This is a genomic window from Halomonas sp. PGE1 (assembly GCF_013000985.1).
Classification (GTDB): domain Bacteria; phylum Pseudomonadota; class Gammaproteobacteria; order Pseudomonadales; family Halomonadaceae; genus Halomonas; species Halomonas alkalicola.
Map to the genome: position 1 here is coordinate 2,523,746 of NZ_CP053032.1, position 16,654 is coordinate 2,540,399.

Genomic DNA, 16,654 nt, shown 5'->3' on the forward strand with positions numbered 1-16,654 from the left:
GGGTCAGAACGGCAGCATCGGAAGCGGAACGTTCATGACCTCGGTAAACAACAGCGATACGCCTACCGGGAAGGCAACGGCCAGACTATAGACCCACAAGGTGCGCACAGGGTGGGCGACAAACAGGATCAGAGTGGCGAGAATCCCGCTGATGATGGCGCCCAGCATCTCGAACAGGCCAACATATACCACTAGTGCCAACACCATCAGCGCAAAACGTAACCATGGACCACGTTCGAAGCGACGCCCGCTCTCCTCACCATCGTCAGCGACCAGCACCCCTTGGATAATCATGAGGGCTGAAAATACCACGAGCAGCCACCCGACGATGGTCGGCAGCCAGCGCGGCGACATCATCGGATTCTGCAGAATGGGCGGCTCTCCAATGTAGTTTGGAATTAAATACATTAAAAGCAGCAGCGAAAAGCACAGCAGCAGCACTCCAGCGACCACATCCAAGGGATCTTTGACCAGCATGCAGTGGGAAGGGTGAGACTTCGTCATCGGGAAAAACCCTTTCACGTGTAAAAACTTCCGCATGGAAACCACTGAGGCGAGGACAACGTGCCCTCGCCCCACCATGCCGTGACAGAAAAGTGACTTACTCCTGGCGAATACCGGCCTCCGCCGCCACTCCATCCCAGCGGGTCACTTCATCAGCGACAAAGGCCTTGAAATCGTCGCCGGCAACAGTCCCCTTCTCCCCTCCCAGCTGCTCTACGAAGCTGGTGAACTCCTCACGCTCCATCACTTTTTGGAGAGCTTCCTGCATCGTAGCGAAAGCCTCGTCAGGGAAGGAGCTGTGAGCGATCAGACCAAACCAAGCAGTGGTGACAAACTGATCAAGATTGTGCTCACCAATCTCTTTCAGAGTCGGCACATCGGGGAGATACTCCGAACGCTCTTCGGAGGTCACAGCCAGTGCCCTTAGGTCACCTGACTGAATGTGAGAGAACACCGTGGGCATGTTCTCGAAGGCGACATTGACGTCTCCACCGAGCAGAGCCGGCAACGCCGCGCCGCTGCCAGCAAATGGCACGTTCGTCATATTCGAGCCTGTGAGCGTCTTGAACAGCTCACCAGACATATGCACAGAACTGCCTACACCGGGACTGCTGAATGATATGTTCTGGTCTTGAGCGGCCTCGATGAACTCCGCCACGGTCTCGTACGGGCTGTTGGCCGGAACCACCATGACATTCGGGATATCCAGCATGTTTTGGATAAACACAAAGTCCTCAACCGGATCGTAGGTCAGGTTGGGGTAGATGGCAGCACCAATGGTGTGGCCGGGTGAGGCCATCAAGATAGTGTGCGCAGCATCACGACCACCGCGGGCAAGTCGGCCGGTGGCCACCGTGGAGCCAGCACCCGGACGATTTTCTACCACCACATTCGCACCAATCTCATCCTTCAGCAGGTCCGCCACCCGACGCGACAGGACGTCGGTAGTGCCGCCGGGCCCATAGGGCACCACCAAGCGGACGTCACCAGTAGGCCATTCCGATGCTTGAGCGCTGGAGACGGCCAGCGTCAGCGCCACTGCGCCGCCACAGGTTGCCACGCAGAGTGCGTTGAGCAGCTTATTCATGTTTTGCTCCTTCATTATTGAAATGACCGCTATGCGGACTTTTGATTCGCATTTAGTCCGTAGACTACTTTGCTATGCTGAAGGCCAGGTATGCAACTTTAGTCGCAATCCCCGGCCCACCCCTTCCCTGACTGAAAGCTTTTTTCTTTGACATTCATGGGGTCACGGCTCGCTCCACCTTCGTGATCAAGCTCATCAGACCCATTCGCTTGTAGTGGCCAACAACACATGACCCCAGCAGAGTGCTAGGACGGGTCCTCAAACCCTCTCGATCAAGGTCGCAATGCCCTGACCCACGCCCACACACATGGTGCACAGGGCGTAGCGCTTGCCGCTCTTCTGCAGCTCGTGGGCCGCGGTCAGCAGCAGGCGGGCGCCAGACATACCCAGCGGGTGGCCGAGCGCGATGGCGCCGCCGTTGGGGTTGACCCGAGGGTCGTCGTCGGCGATTCCCAGCTCGCGCATGCAGGCGAGCGCCTGGGCGGCGAAGGCCTCGTTGAGCTCGATCACGTCGATCTCGTCCAGCGACACGCCGGTGCGCGCGAGCAGCTTCTGCACCGCGGGCACCGGGCCGATGCCCATGATGCGCGGCTCGACGCCGGCAGTGGCCATGCCGAGGATCTTCGCCATGGGGGTGAGGCCGTGCTTCTCCACCGCGGCGGCGCTTGCCACCAGCATGGCGGCGGCGCCGTCGTTGACTCCGGAGGCGTTGCCGGCGGTGACACTGCCACCTTCGCGGAACGGCGTCGGTAGCCCGGCGAGCTTCTCGAGCGTCGTCGCGCGCAGGTGCTCGTCCTGATCGAAGCGCAGCGGTTCCTGCTTGCGGCGCGGAATCTCGATGGCGGTGATTTCCAGGGCGAAGCGGCCGGCGGCCTGGGCGGCGGCGGCCTTCTGCTGGGAGCGCAGGGCGAAGGCGTCCTGGTCCTCGCGGGAGATCTTGAACTGCTCGGCCACGTTCTCGGCGGTCTCCGGCATGGAGTCGACGCCATAGGCCTTCTTCATCAGCGGGTTGATGAAGCGCCAGCCGATGGTGGTGTCCTCGATCTGCTGGCCCCGCGAGAAGGCGCTGTCGGCCTTGCCCATCACGTAGGGGGCCCGGGACATCGACTCCACGCCGCCGGCCAGCGCCAGGTCCAGCTCGCCGGCCTTGATGGCACGGAAGGCGGTGCCCACCGCATCCATGCCGGAGCCGCACAGGCGATTCAGGGTGGTACCGGGGATGGATACCGGCATGCCCGCCAGCAGCAGCGACATGCGCGCCACGCTGCGGTTGTCCTCGCCGGCCTGGTTGGCGCAGCCCATGAAGACCTCTTCGATGGCGGCTGGGTCGAGCTCCGGGGCTTCGGCCAGCACCGCCTTGAAGATGGCGGCCGCCAGGTCATCGGGGCGCACGCTCGAGAGGGTGCCGCCGAAACGGCCCACGGCACTACGCCGCGGATGGCAGAGGAATACGTCAGTCATAACACGCTCCATATTAGAAACTGAGGTTCACATATTGGGGTAGTTGGGCCCGCCGCCACCTTCCGGCGCCACCCAAGTGATGTTCTGGGACGGGTCCTTGATGTCGCAGGTCTTGCAGTGCACGCAGTTCTGAAAGTTGATCTGGAACTGCGGCTTACCGGCCTCCCCCTCGACCACCTCATAGACCCCGGCCGGGCAGTAGCGCTGGGCCGGTTCGGCATACTCGGGCAGGTTGTCGCGGATCGGCAGCTCGCGGTCCGCCAGGCGCAAGTGGCAAGGCTGGTCCTCCTCATGGTTGGTGTTCGACAGGAACACCGAGGAGAGCTTGTCGAAGGAGAGCTTGCCGTCGGGCTTGGGGTAGTCGATCTCCTCGAACTCGGCGGCGGGCTTGAGCGCCGCGTGATCCGCACTGGTGTCGTGGACGTTGGGCAGCTTGCCGCCGAGCAGCTGGTTGACGAAGTTGTAGGCGCCGCCGCCCACGGTGCCGTACTTGTGGATCGCCGGGCCAAAGCTCGCGCTCTCCTTGAGCTCGGCGTAGGCCCAGCTGGACTCCCACATGACATTGAAGGTCGTTAGCTCGTGCCCTCCTTCATCGCCTGCACTGATGGCCTCGAAGACCGCCTCAGCGGCCACCAGGCCCGACTTCATGGCGGTGTGCAGGCCCTTGATCTTGGCGAAGTTCAGGGTGCCGGCGTCGCAGCCGATCAAGAGGCCACCCGGGAAGGTCATCTTGGGCAGGCAGTTGAGGCCGCCCTTGGTGATGGCGCGGGCGCCGTAGGCGATGCGCTTGCCGCCCGCGAGGTGCTTGGCCAGCACCGGGTGGTGCTTCATGCGCTGGAACTCGTCGAAGGGCGACAGCCAGGGGTTGCGGTAGGAGAGGTCCATGATCAGGCCCACCACCACCTGCTGGTTCTCGGCGTGGTAGAGGAACCAGCCGCCGTGGGTGGACGTGTCCAGCGGCCAGCCGGAGCCGTGCAGCACCAGGCCGGGCTCGTGCTGCTCGGCGGGGATATCCCACAGCTCCTTCAGGCCGATGCCGTAGTGCTGGGGGTCGCGGCCGGCCGCCAGGTCATACTGCTGGATCAGGCGCTTGCCGATATGGCCGCGGGCGCCCTCGGCGAAGAGGGTGTACTTGGCGCGCAGCTCCATGCCCGGCATGTAGCTGTCCTTGGGCTCGCCGTCGGCGCCCACGCCCATGTCGCCGATCAGGATGCCCTTGACCACCCCCTCCTCGACGATCGCCTCCTGGGCGGCGAAGCCCGGGAAGATTTCTACGCCCAGGCCCTCGGCCTGCTCGGCCAGCCAGCGGCAGAGGTTGCCGGCGCTGATCACGTAGCGGGGCATGTCGCCGCCGGTGTTATGCATGGACTTGGGCACCAGGGCGTTGGGCAGCTTCTGGGCCTTCTCGGCATCCTTGAGCAGGTAGAGCTCGTCGCGGATCGCCGGGGTGGTCAGCGGGGCGCCGCGCTCCTCCCAGTCGGGGAAGAGCTCGGCCAGGGCCCGGGGCTCGAAGACGGCGCCGGAGAGGATATGGGCGCCCACCTCGGAGCCTTTCTCTACCACACACACGGTGAGCTCCTGCTCGGCGGCATTGGCCTGCTGCATCAGCCGGCACGCCGCGGCCAGGCCCGAGGGGCCGGCGCCGACGATGACCACATCGAAATCCATCGAATCGCGTTCGGTTACCGATGTCATGAAAAGTCCCACTGTCGAAGAAAAAAGCCGACGGGTCAGAGTTCGACTCCTTCCCGCCGGCAAGCCGAGAGAGCTTTTGGCCTCGGCGTCATGATGATCAATGGTTGCGGGAGGGTTAGAGACGCCCCTCGAGCTCCGGCAGCGCCTGGAAGAGATCCGCGACCAATCCATAGTCGGCCACCTGGAAGATTGGCGCCTCCTCGTCCTTGTTGATGGCGACGATCACCTTGGAGTCCTTCATGCCGGCCAGGTGCTGGATGGCACCGGAGATGCCCACGGCGATGTAGAGCTCAGGCGCGACGATCTTGCCGGTCTGACCCACCTGCATGTCGTTGGGCACGAAGCCGGCGTCCACCGCGGCGCGCGAGGCACCAATGGCCGCGCCCAACTTGTCGGCGATGCCGTCGAGCAGCGTGAAGTTCTCGCCGTTGCCCATGCCGCGGCCACCGGAGATCACCACGCGGGCGGCAGATAGCTCGGGGCGGTCGGACTTGGCCAGCGCCTCCTTGAGGAAGGTGGACTGGGCGTTGTCGGCCCCTTTCGTGAAGGACAGGTCCACCGCCTCGACGGCGGCGCTGCCGCCCTCGGTCCCTCTATCAGGGCAGGCATCGAAGCCGGTGGTGCGCACGGTGATTACCTTGAGGGCGTCCTCGCTCTGCACGGTGGCGATGGCGTTGCCGGCGTAGATCGGGCGCTTGAAGGTGTCCGGGGACTCCACCGCGATGATCTCGGAGATCTGGGCGACGTCGCGCAGGGCGGCGACGCGGGGCAGCACGTTCTTGCCGGTGGTGGAGGCGGCCGCCAGCAGGTGGGTGTAGTCGCCGGCCAGCGCGTTGAGCAGCGCCGCGGTGGGCTCGGCCAGCAGGTGGGCGTAGGCGGCGTGGTCGGCCACGCGCACGCGGGAGACGCCGTCCAGCCTGGCGGCGGCCTCGGCGATGGCGGCGACGCCTTCGCCGGCCACCAGCACATCGATATCGCCACCACTCTCTTTGACAATCTGCTTGGCAGCGGAAACCACATGGGCGGTGGCGCCGGCCAGGGCGCCGTCGTGATGTTCCGCGAGTACCAGAATGCTCATGAGATCAGCTCCTATCAAAGCACTTTGGCTTCGTTCTTGAGTTTGTCGACCAGCTCATCCACGGAGCCCACCTTGACGCCGCCCTGGCGCTCGGCCGGCGGCTCGACCTTGAGCAGCTTGACCTTCGAGGCCACCTCGACGCCGAGATCCGCCGGGGTCTTGACGTCCAGGGGCTTCTTCTTGGCCTTCATGATGTCCGGCAGCTTGGCATAGCGCGGCTCGTTCAGGCGCAGGTCGGTGGTGACGATGGCGGGCAGGCTCAGCTCGACGGTCTGCAGGCCGCCATCGACCTCGCGGGTCACCTGGAGCTTTCCATCACCCCCGTCACCGCTGAACTTCACCTCTGAGGCGAAGGTGCCCTGAGACAGGCCGGTGAGAGCCGCCAGCATCTGGCCGGTCTGGTTGTTGTCGGTGTCGATGGCCTGCTTGCCGAGAATCACCAGGCCCGGCTGCTCCTCCTCGACCACCTTGGCCAGTGCCTTGGCGGCGCCCAGCGACTCGACGCGCTCGTCGGTCTCGACGTGAATGGCGCGGTCGGCGCCCAGCGCCAGCGCGGTGCGCAGCTGCTCCTGGGCGGCCTTGGGGCCGACGGTGACGGCGACCACCTCGGTGGCGACCCCACGCTCCTTCAGGCGCACCGCCTCTTCCACGGCGATCTCGCAGAAGGGGTTCATGGCCATCTTGACGTTGGTGAGGTCGACGTCGGAGTGATCCGGCTTGACCCGAATCTTGACGTTGTAGTCGATGACACGTTTGACAGCGACGAGGACTTTCATCAGCACTCCTCAGTAATGCTCAATACTCTTGGAACAATTAACCCACCACACCGTCGCCTTTGAGTTGCGACAACTGCTCTGGGGAGAGATTTAGGTATTCGGCCAGCACATCGTCAGTATCCTGCCCAAGAAGTGGCGCAGGCCTCTTGTACTCAACCGGAGTATCAGACATATGAATCGGGCTGCCGACCATCTTGAAATCAGGATTCATGGAATGGGGTATGTTAACTAACATACCACGTGCATCCACCTGAGGTTCGGCAAGCGCATCGGCAATATCATTAATGACTCCAACCGGCACCTTGGCCTTGCTAATCTTTTCCACCCACACTTCAGCGGCATCACGTTTAAAATGATCCGAAAGAATCTGGGTGATGGCATCCCGATTTCTGATGCGATTTTCGTTTTTCGAGAACCGAGGGTCAGTGGACAGCTCCGGCAATCCAATGGCACCACATAAAGACGAAAACTGTGAATCATTGCCACAGGCGATGATGAAGTCCTTGTCTCTCGCATGAAAGGAGTTATAAGGAACGATATTGGCATGCGCATTACCATACCGCCCCGGTGAAACACCGGTGCTGAGATAGCTCTGACTCTGGTTCCCGAGCGCGGCCACCTGCACATCCAGTAGCGCCATATCGCAATACTGGCCACGGCCAGTCTTCTCGCGTGCCAGCAGCGCGGCCTGAATGGCAATGACCGAGTATAGCCCCGTCATCACGTCGGTGACTGCCACGCCCACCTTCTGCGGGCCACCACCAGGGACGCCGTCTCGCTCCCCGGTGATACTCATCAACCCTCCCATGCCCTGGATGATGAAATCATAGCCGGGCTCCTGCGCGCGAGGCCCCGTCTGGCCGAACCCTGTAATGGAGCAATAAACGAGCCTGGGGTTGAGCTTGGAAATTGATTCATAATCAAGCCCGTACTTCTTCAATGATCCTGCCTTGAAGTTTTCGATGAGCACATCGCTCTCTGCGGCCAACGCACGGATGACTTCTTGGCCTTGCTTGGTGGCAATATCAATAGCCACAGAGCGCTTGTTCCGGTTAGTGGACTGGTAGTATGAGGCTTCCTGCGTCTCGTTCCCCTGAGCATCTTTCATATAGGGAGGGCCCCAGGCTCGAGTATCATCCCCCCTGCCAACACGTTCCACCTTGACGACATCCGCACCAAGATCAGCCAGTACCTGGCTGCACCAAGGGCCAGCCAGCACACGACTCAAGTCAAGTACCCTAATTCCCGTTAGTGCACCCATAGCACGCTCCCCACTTCCACCAACATGATGTGTCTCCAATGTCATCGACCACTTGGCGCTACGTGCAACAGTGAAATCCCAATCGTGGCACGACGACGCAACCAATGGCTTGGCCGGTAACGAGGGTCTCCCGTCAGGGCGTAGATACGCTCCAATATCCCAAGCAGCCGCTTCGAACCCAGCGCATCCCCCCATGCCAACGGGCCATGGGGGTAGTTGAGCCCCAGTCTGACAGCATTATCGATATCGACAGGAGTAGCGATTTCACGCTGAGCAATTTCGCAGGCCAAATTGACCACTGACGCCAGTACACGCTGCGAGACAAACCCAGCGCTGTCACGAATGACCGTCACTCCGGTACCATCCGATGCCAGCAGCGCATGAGCCGCGTCACGTATCTCCGGCCGAGTGACCGGTGTCATCATTAGAGTGCGATGACGCTCAAGCCCCAGGAGGACATCGAGGCAGAGTGTGCGTTCGGGGTCGACGCCGAAGTGCTGACTCGCACTCACGGCATCATCACCAAAGGGGAGCAACAGGCAGAGCGCCTGTTCAGAGGGTGAGTCTGTCGGCTCCACTCGCCCGCCGAGTGACTCCAGCAGCGTCGCGACTTCTGCACGCAGATAGGCATCCTCACACCCCACCCAGATCGGCGGTAGCTCGCTGACACCAGGCACCGGCTGTGGCGTCAGTGCCTCAATCTTCCTGCCTGCCTCATAGCGGTAGAAGCCAATCCCTGTCTTGCGCCCCAGTCGGTTACCTTTCAGCATCTGCCGAGAGATAGAGGAAGGTCGATAACGTGGATCGTGATAGAACTGTTCGAAGATCGACTCCATCGCAGGATGCGAGACATCCAAGCCGGTCAGATCAAAAAGCTCGAGCGGCCCCATTCGGAACCCGACCTCCTCGCGAAGGATCCGGTCGATGTCCTCTGGTGGCGCTACCCGCTCCTCAAGAATCTTCAATCCTTCTGTGCTGTAAGCGCGTCCTGCATGGTTGACGATGAAACCGGGGGTATCCTGGGCACGCACGCCGGTATGCCCGAGCTGGCCTGCCAAATTCAGCAGGGTGTCGATAACGCTCTCGTCGGTATCGAGCCCCCCGATCACCTCGATGACCTTCATCAGCGGCACGGGGTTGAAGAAGTGGAAGCCGGCAAGCCGGTCGGGACAGGCCAGATCCGCGGCAATAGCCGTGACCGACAGCGACGAGGTATTGGTCGCTAGAATGCAATCGCGGGCCACTATTGCCTCCAGCTCGGCGAACAGGGCCTGCTTGATGCCAAGGTCCTCGACGATTGCCTCGATGACCAGGTCGCAATCCGCCAGGGCTGTTATCGAGTCGACGACAAAAAGGTGGGCCAAGGCCACCTCGGCAGACTCACGCGAGAGCTTGCTCTTGCTCACCAGTTTGTCGAATGTCGCCTGCAGGCCATCACGTGCGGCGCTGGCAGCCCCGTCACGCTTGTCGAACAGCACGACCTCGAGACCGGCCTGAGCTGCTATCTGAGCGATCCCTGCGCCCATCACACCTGTGCCGACAATCCCCAGCCGATTCACTTGTCCTGCCATCATGACTCTCCCCGATAGGCCGGTTTGCGCTTCTCGATAAAGGCGGCAGCCCCTTCCTTCTGATCCTTGGTGTCGAACAGCATCTGGAAGGCCTTCCGCTCGAGGACCAGCGCACTCTCAAGCGGCAGGTCGGCACCGGCGAGCACGGTCTCCTTGATCTGCTCCACGGCTAAGGCCGGCAGCAGTGCAATTTCCTGAGCCAATGCCTTGGCACGCTCAAGCGTCTGGTCATCAGAGACGACCTCGCTGACTAGCCCCATGCGCAGTGCGTCGGGCGCCGATACCAGACAGCCAGTCATGAGCATGCGCATCGCCTGGAACTTACCCACCGCCCGTACCAGGCGTTGGGTCCCTCCAGCGCCGGGCATCAGGCCAAGTTTGACTTCTGGTTGCCCGAACCGGGCAGACTCACCGGCTACGATGATGTCGCAGTGCATGGCAAGCTCACAGCCGCCGCCCAGAGCGAAGCCGTTGACCGCCGCAATTACCGGCTTGGGGCAGTTCGCAATGGGCTCCCAGAACCGCTCGTTGTGGCGCAAATGCATCTCGGTCGGCGATGCAGTGGCAAACTCCTTGACGTCAGCACCGGCCACAAACACCTGTTCACCTCCCGTCAGCACGATAGCCCGCACGTCATCACGCCGGGCCAGGGACGAGAACAGCTCGGCGAGCTGACGCCTGACGGCGCCGTTGAGGGCATTCTTGGCGGATGGTAGATCGATGCGAACCACCGCCACCCCTTCGTCGAGCGAGGCAAGATATACCTCGGCGGGCTGCTGCTTGTCGTTCATGCACCACCTCACAGTTAAAATGATCGCTATGCGGACATTTATTTTGCTATACTTGTTAACCTACACAGTTTGGCGGAAAGCTGTCAACGACATCGCAGAGCAGCCCGTGCGCTGCCTGGTGGTTTTCGGGGAGGGCTTGAGAAACAGCGCTCATGTAGGCCCGGTGAAGATGACAGCCCTCACAAATGTCCGCCATGCGATCTTTTAGATTGCACAGTTGACATCACAAAGGCGGTGCGCGCAAACTTTAATGACTGCTATCCGCCGCGGGAGCGAAGACACAGTGAAGAAAAAAGACAGCCAGAGCGACTTTCAGATCGTGGTGGACCCCATCCATGCGATGGAAGAGCAGGAGAAGGACCGTCAGTTCGTGACATCGCTGGCGCGGGGGCTGGAGCTTCTGCGCTGCTTCACGCCGCGCGATAGCATGCTTAGCAACCTGGATCTGGCCAGAAAGACGGGGCTGCCACGTCCCACCGTAAGCCGGCTGACCCACACCCTCGCCAGACTTGGCTATCTCCGCCCCCTGCCGCGCGGGAAATACCAACTGGACGTAGGCGTGATGTCCTTTGGCTACTCCATGATCTCCAACCTGCCGATTCGCTCCGTTGCCCAGCCCTTGATGGTGAACCTCGCCGATGAAGTCGGCGCCACCGTGGCGATGTCGGCACGTGACCGTTTAGACATGGTCTACCTGGACGTTGTCCAGAGTGCCCTTCGCTCCACCATTCGCCGCCAGATCGGAACACGCCTCCCGATTCACCAAAGCTCCGCCGGTCGCGCCTGCCTGGCCGCTATGCCGCAAGAAGAAGCCGAGGTGATCATGGAGCATATTCAGCAAAGCCATCCCGACGAATGGCCGGACATTCGCAGAGCACTGGATGGCGCCTTCAAAGAGTACGCAGAATATGGCTACTGCCTGTCGATGGGCGATTGGCAGAAAAAGGTAAATGCGGTTGCGGTTCCTTTGATCCACCCGCAGTTAGGCGTACTCGCGTTCAACTGCGGAGGCCCCGAATTTCAGGTTTCTCGCGAGAAGCTTGAAGAGTTTATTGGACCACGGCTGGTACAGATGGTGAATGACATCATTACCCAGATCTCGTAAACCGCGGGATAAAAACTGACCAGAAAGCCACCACATCAGCGAGGTGAAATCATGATTCGCGACCAAGAAACAATGCAGATTCTTCTCGATTCGATCCGAAGCTTTGTCAACGAAGAGCTTATTCCACGAGAGGAAGAGGTTGCCGAGATCGACCAAATTCCTGATGACATCGTATCTCAAATGCGAGATATGGGAATGTTTGGACTTACCATTCCGGAGGAGTTTGGTGGTCTCGGAGTGACAATGGAGGAGGAAGTTAGTATCGCCTTCGAGCTTGGCAGAACATCTCCTGCTTTCCGTTCGTACATCGGGACCAACAACGGTATCGGCTCAATTGGCATTCTTCTCGACGGCACAGACGATCAGAAATCCCGCTACCTGCCACGCCTAGCCAGCGGGGAAATTCTCAGCTCTTTCTGCCTGACAGAACCGGATTCAGGGTCCGATGCGGCGTCATTAAGGACGACTGCTGTAAAGGATGGGAATGAGTACATCATCAATGGCACAAAGCGCTACATCACCAATGCGCCGCATGCCGGCATCTTCACCGTCATGGCGCGTACCAACCCGGACATCAAAGGCGCCAAAGGTATCAGCGCCTTCATTGTAGATGCCAATACATCGGGTATCACTATTGGGAAATGTGATAAGAAAATGGGCCAGAAGGGTGCTCACACTGCAGATGTGATCTTCGACAATGTCCGGATTCCGGAAAGCGCTCTGATTGGTGAGCAGGAAGGTGTCGGCTTCAAGACTGCGATGAAAGTGCTGGATAAGGGGCGCCTGCATATTGCCGCCATCGCAGTCGGCGCGGCCGAGCGTGTTCTGGAGGACTCCCTTCGCTTCGCTATGGAACGCAAGCAATTCGGCAAGCCTATCGCCGAATTCCAGCTGATCCAGGGAATGCTGGCAGACTCCAAGGCTGAGATCTATGCCGCCAAGTGCATGGTGCTGGATGCCGCACGCAAGCGGGATGAAGGCCAGAATGTGAGCACCGAGGCTTCCTGTGCCAAAATGTTCGCCACTGAAATGTGCAGCCGCGTAGCAGATCGTGGCGTACAAATCCATGGCGGAGCCGGCTATATCAGCGAATACGCCGTTGAGCGGTTCTATCGCGATGTACGCCTTTTCCGACTTTATGAAGGCACCACTCAAATCCAGCAGGTAATTATATCTCGCAATATGATTCGAGAAGCCGAGGGTTAATCTTTACTCTAGATTCCTGACCTCCATATCAAGCCCCTTGCCTAAGATCGCTCCAACCTCAGGCAAGGGGTTTTTTCTGCAGCATCGGCAATTAATAATAATCATTCCTGCCAGTCTTAATCCTCGCTCATCATTGATAACAGACGCACAAGCAACTCTCTCTCCTGACGGTCGTAGTTCTCCCCACTGCCAGCCGGCCATTCATAGAAGCCATTTCCACTCTTACGACCAAGACACCCTTTCTCCACCAACGCCTCAAGCAAAGGGGATGGTGTTGTGCGATTATCCAAGCTCTGATATAGGTAGCCTGAAATATTGAGATGGGTGTCCAGTCCATTGAGATCCCGCTGGCGTAACGGTCCGTTGATAGCAAGACGAACACCAATTGAATAGCGTACGATATCGTCTAATGTCTCAGCGTCTACAACGCCTTGCTCCAAAATCGAGAGACATTCACGCATTAAGGCATGCTGAATACGATTCGCCACGAAACCCGGCACGCTTTGCTTCAACACGGCAGGACGCTTTCCAAGTCCCCGGAGCAAGTCAACCGCATCATCGACGCAGGTGCCAGAAGTGGATCGCCCTGGGATCACCTCGACAGTCGGTATGAGATCTGCAGGATTAAAAAAATGAGCTCCTACAAACCGTTCCGGGCGAGTCATCACATCAGACAGATCATCGATAGAAAGTCCTGATGTATTGGTTAATATCAGTGTCTCGTCACCAACATGAGCCTCCACATCCTTCAGCACTCGCTGCTTAAGCGAAAGGTCTTCAGTGACGCTCTCGACCACGACATCACACTCCCCCACCTGCAACCAATCGCTGACAAAGTGAACCTGTACCTTGCTACCTAGATCAGACTGCAGGGCCTGGCGGCAACGATCCAACACCTTGGGGTCGATATCCAGTATCGTCACCGTCATGCCGTTACCAAGCATTAGCTTGGCAAGGTTCATCCCCATGGTGCCAGCCCCGACCACCAGCCCCTTTTTATATGACTGCATACATGACTCCTATACGATCCTCGTACTGACCATGGTGACACAAGTGGCCTAGTGCCCAACAGACGAAAGTGGAAAATAATGTGTATACGAAGGCGGCATCATTTATCGTATAATCGCAAGACTCTCCCTCCAAGGCAACTTCCCAACGCCATAAGGATTTCTCTATGTCTAAACCCTGTGCTGTCGTCACCGGTGGTGCGCAAAACATCGGCCAAGCCATTGCCTTACGCTTACAGCAAGATGGCTATCGCGTCTTCGTGCTAGACATCGAGTCACCCGAGGCAGAGTCTCTGAAAGCAGATGCTCATCAAGTCGACCTCAGTGATGTCAATGCGACCCGCCAGATACTCCTGTCGATTGCCGATGCCCATGGAGTAACATGTCTCGTCAATAATGTTGGCATAGTGCGCCCTGCCCTGCTCGACGACACACGTGTCGAAGATTTTGACCCACTGATGCATCTCAACGTGCGTTCCGCGCTGGTGTGCACCCAATCTCTGCTGCCCAGCATGCGCCGCCATGGCCAAGGCCGCATCGTCATGAATGCCAGCCGTGTGGTATTGGGCAAGGAGGCTCGCACCCTATACAGCGCGACCAAAGGGGCATTGCAATCTATGGCGCGCACATGGGCGTTGGAGCTGGCCAGCGACGGAATCACCGTCAACTGCGTGGCTCCGGGCCCTATCGCCACAACTGCATTCTGGGAGAACAACCCTCCCGATTCCGAGCGTGCACGCCGCATTATCGAGAACATCCCAGTGCAGCGCATGGGACAACCCGACGATGTCGCTCAGGCCGTCAGCTTCTTCTGCGACTCTCGCAGCAGCTTCATTACTGGCCAAACCATGTTTGTATGCGGAGGCGTGACTGTGGGTTAACACCCACGCCTATTTATCTTACCCGGCCTAAAAAAAATGGCGGCCGTCAATTAAGACGCCGCCATGTAAATATCGCTAAATCGCAGCCGATCTATCCAGCCCATGCCGGCTCGACTGCCTTACGCTCCGGTCGAGCCCACAAACCGGCGCGATATCACAGTGCACTGTGCCCTTGGCATCATGTACTGGACTCGTCCACGCTACGTTTCGGCTCTTTCCGTGCGGTAATGAACCGATAAATGGCCAGTGAAATGGAGCCAATCGTAAGCGCAATGAAGAACCAAGTGATTGGGCCACGCACAAAGATCGACAGGTCATTGGAGCCAATCAACAGAGAGCGACGCAGGTTATCTTCGAACATCGGACCCAAGATAAAACCAATCAAGAAGGGGGCTGCCGGTATTCCTGTACGATTGAACACATAGCCGAGCAGTCCAAAGGCCAGCATCAACCACACATCAAAGGTATCGTTATTGACCGCATATGCCCCATACACACAGAACATTAGCACGATTGGAAAAAGAATCGCCTTGGGAATATCCGCAATCAACGAAAAGTAACGAATTGCTGCGCTACCAACGAACAGCAAGATTACTGAACTCAGCATGATCCCCAGGAATAGCGCATAGATCAGCGGGAGATTCTCTTGGAACAGGATCGGGCCCGGCGTCAAACCATGGACCATGAAGGCACCCAGGATAATGGCAGTGATCACATCACCGGGAATACCCAGCGACAGCAGCGGAATCATGGTGGCACCCGCCACGCCGTTGTTCCCCGCCTCTGAGGCGGCAACGCCTTCCACCTCTCCCTTGCCAAAGTTATCACGATTGGGCGAACGCCGCTTGGCATCACTGTAAGAGATGAACGCCGCCGCCGTAGCCCCTGTCCCAGGAATAGCGCCAATCACCACCCCAATCAGACTGCCACGAACAATGCTTTTGAAGCTTCGCTTAAACTCAGCCATTGTCACCCCGACGCCGCTCGCCTTCGCGCGTAGATGCGGGACCACTTTCTTGCGGTAGAATTCGATAATCTCAGGAATCGCAAAAAGCCCAATCAACAGCGGAATGAACGAGATACTATCCATCAGATTATAATTATTAAAGGTCAGCCGCTGCGAGCCAAACACGGAATCCAACCCCACCAATGAAAGCAGGATACCCAACAGGGCCGCAATCAGCCCCTTGATCATGGAACCACTGGCCAGTGAGATAATGATGGTCAGTGAGAAACAAATCAGCCAGAAAAACTCTGGGGCGCCAAAGTTGAGCGCTATCTTGGCCAGATAGGCGGCAAAGAAGATGAGCGCAATATTAGAGATAAAGTCTGCAATGACAGAGGAGTAGAGCGCCATCTTTAGCGCTTTCTTCGCATTACCCTTCTGGGCAAGCGGATAGCCATCCAGCAGCGTACAGGCTGAGGCCGGCGATCCCGGCGTACGAATCAGAATCGCGGTAATCGAACCGCCATACATGCCCCCCTTATAGATACCCACAAGCAACAAGATAGCTGCCACCGGCTCCATGGAGAAGGTAAAGGGTAGCGCCAGGGCCACCGCCATGGTGGCGGTAAGACCAGGGATCGAGCCGACTGTGACACCGACCACCACCCCTACTGCTATCGCGATAAAGTTCTCTGTCGCAAGGAACAACTGGAGTACTTCAGTAATATTATCCATATCTCACCAGATCTTGAGGATGGCCATCAGGTCAGAACGGCAGCATCGGCAGCGGAACGTTCATGACCTCGGTAAACAACAGCGATACGCCTACCGGGAAGGCAACGGCCAGACTATAGACCCACAAGGTGCGCACAGGGTGGGCGACAAACAGGATCAGAGTGGCGAGAATCCCGCTGATGATGGCGCCCAGCATCTCGAACAGGCCAACATATACCACCAGTGCCAACACCATCAGCGCAAAACGTAACCATGGACCACGTTCGAAGCGACGCCCGCTCTCCTCACCATTGTCAGCGACCAGCACGCCTTGGATGATCATGAGGGCTGAAAATACGACCAGCAGCCACCCGACGATAGTCGGCAGCCAGCGCGGCGACATCATCGGATTCTGCAGAATGGGCGGCTCTCCAATGTGATTGGGAATCAAATACAGTAAAAGAAACAGCGAAAAACACAGCAGCAGCACCCCGGCGACCACATCCAAGGGATCTTTGAGCAGCATGCGGTGGGAAGGGTGAGACTTCGTCATCGGGAGACCCCTCTGGAC

Annotated in this window: 15 protein-coding genes; 3 read left to right on the forward strand and 12 right to left on the reverse strand. The window is 58.9% G+C overall.

The window, feature by feature from the left end; all coding sequences use genetic code 11:
- Nucleotides 1–3: 3 nt before the first annotated feature.
- The 9 genes from HIR79_RS11925 to HIR79_RS11965 all read right to left on the reverse strand — a co-directional run bounded on the left by HIR79_RS11925 (nt 4) and on the right by HIR79_RS11965 (nt 10,224).
- Nucleotides 4–504, reverse strand: a complete 501-nt coding sequence (locus HIR79_RS11925) for a tripartite tricarboxylate transporter TctB family protein (protein ID WP_169958527.1) — start codon at nt 502–504, stop codon at nt 4–6.
- 97 nt (nt 505–601) lie between these two features.
- Nucleotides 602–1,591 carry a Bug family tripartite tricarboxylate transporter substrate binding protein gene (locus HIR79_RS11930; protein WP_169958528.1) on the reverse strand — a complete coding sequence of 330 codons (990 nt, stop codon included), beginning with the start codon at nt 1,589–1,591 and terminating at the stop codon, nt 602–604.
- 258 nt (nt 1,592–1,849) lie between these two features.
- Nucleotides 1,850–3,052, reverse strand: coding sequence for a 3-oxoadipyl-CoA thiolase (gene pcaF / locus HIR79_RS11935; protein ID WP_169958529.1), 1,203 nt, complete (start codon nt 3,050–3,052; stop codon nt 1,850–1,852).
- Nucleotides 3,053–3,079: 27 nt separating this feature from the next.
- Nucleotides 3,080–4,747 (reverse strand): electron transfer flavoprotein-ubiquinone oxidoreductase, encoded by a 1,668-nt coding sequence (locus HIR79_RS11940; RefSeq protein WP_169958530.1) that lies wholly within the window; start codon nt 4,745–4,747, stop codon nt 3,080–3,082.
- Nucleotides 4,748–4,862: 115 nt separating this feature from the next.
- Complete coding sequence (locus HIR79_RS11945; protein ID WP_169958531.1) at nt 4,863–5,825, reverse strand: electron transfer flavoprotein subunit alpha/FixB family protein; 963 nt, start codon at nt 5,823–5,825, stop codon at nt 4,863–4,865.
- 14 nt (nt 5,826–5,839) lie between these two features.
- A complete protein-coding gene (locus HIR79_RS11950) occupies nt 5,840–6,601 on the reverse strand; it encodes an electron transfer flavoprotein subunit beta/FixA family protein (protein ID WP_169958532.1) in 762 nt (253 codons plus the stop codon).
- 37 nt (nt 6,602–6,638) lie between these two features.
- A complete protein-coding gene (locus HIR79_RS11955; RefSeq protein WP_349304976.1) occupies nt 6,639–7,907 on the reverse strand; it encodes a CaiB/BaiF CoA transferase family protein in 1,269 nt (422 codons plus the stop codon).
- A complete protein-coding gene (locus HIR79_RS11960; protein WP_169958534.1) occupies nt 7,904–9,433 on the reverse strand; it encodes a 3-hydroxyacyl-CoA dehydrogenase in 1,530 nt (509 codons plus the stop codon). Before HIR79_RS11960 ends, HIR79_RS11955 begins: the two co-directional genes overlap by 4 nt.
- Nucleotides 9,433–10,224 (reverse strand): enoyl-CoA hydratase, encoded by a 792-nt coding sequence (locus HIR79_RS11965; protein WP_169958535.1) that lies wholly within the window; start codon nt 10,222–10,224, stop codon nt 9,433–9,435. Before HIR79_RS11965 ends, HIR79_RS11960 begins: the two co-directional genes overlap by 1 nt.
- A 283-nt stretch (nt 10,225–10,507) precedes the next feature.
- On the opposite strand from HIR79_RS11965, the gene HIR79_RS11970 reads away from it, so the two are divergent.
- Nucleotides 10,508–11,329 carry an IclR family transcriptional regulator gene (locus tag HIR79_RS11970; protein ID WP_211620729.1) on the forward strand — a complete coding sequence of 274 codons (822 nt, stop codon included), beginning with the start codon at nt 10,508–10,510 and terminating at the stop codon, nt 11,327–11,329.
- A 51-nt stretch (nt 11,330–11,380) separates the two neighbouring features.
- A complete protein-coding gene (locus tag HIR79_RS11975; protein ID WP_169958537.1) occupies nt 11,381–12,535 on the forward strand; it encodes an acyl-CoA dehydrogenase family protein in 1,155 nt (384 codons plus the stop codon).
- A gap of 116 nt (nt 12,536–12,651) precedes the next feature.
- Here the strand turns inward: HIR79_RS11975 and HIR79_RS11980 are convergent, their stop codons facing one another.
- Nucleotides 12,652–13,545, reverse strand: coding sequence for a 3-hydroxyacyl-CoA dehydrogenase NAD-binding domain-containing protein (locus HIR79_RS11980; RefSeq protein WP_169958538.1), 894 nt, complete (start codon nt 13,543–13,545; stop codon nt 12,652–12,654).
- A gap of 164 nt (nt 13,546–13,709) precedes the next feature.
- On the opposite strand from HIR79_RS11980, the gene HIR79_RS11985 reads away from it, so the two are divergent.
- The gene (locus tag HIR79_RS11985) at nt 13,710–14,423 is read left to right on the forward strand and encodes an SDR family NAD(P)-dependent oxidoreductase (RefSeq protein WP_169958539.1); all 714 of its coding nucleotides are present in this window, start codon (nt 13,710–13,712) and stop codon (nt 14,421–14,423) included.
- Nucleotides 14,424–14,601: 178 nt separating this feature from the next.
- Here HIR79_RS11985 and HIR79_RS11990 read toward each other — a convergent pair whose 3' ends face one another.
- Nucleotides 14,602–16,104, reverse strand: a complete 1,503-nt coding sequence (locus tag HIR79_RS11990) for a tripartite tricarboxylate transporter permease (protein ID WP_169958540.1) — start codon at nt 16,102–16,104, stop codon at nt 14,602–14,604.
- A 31-nt stretch (nt 16,105–16,135) separates the two neighbouring features.
- Nucleotides 16,136–16,636, reverse strand: coding sequence for a tripartite tricarboxylate transporter TctB family protein (locus tag HIR79_RS11995; RefSeq protein ID WP_169958541.1), 501 nt, complete (start codon nt 16,634–16,636; stop codon nt 16,136–16,138).
- Between the last annotated feature and the right edge of the window lie 18 nt (nt 16,637–16,654).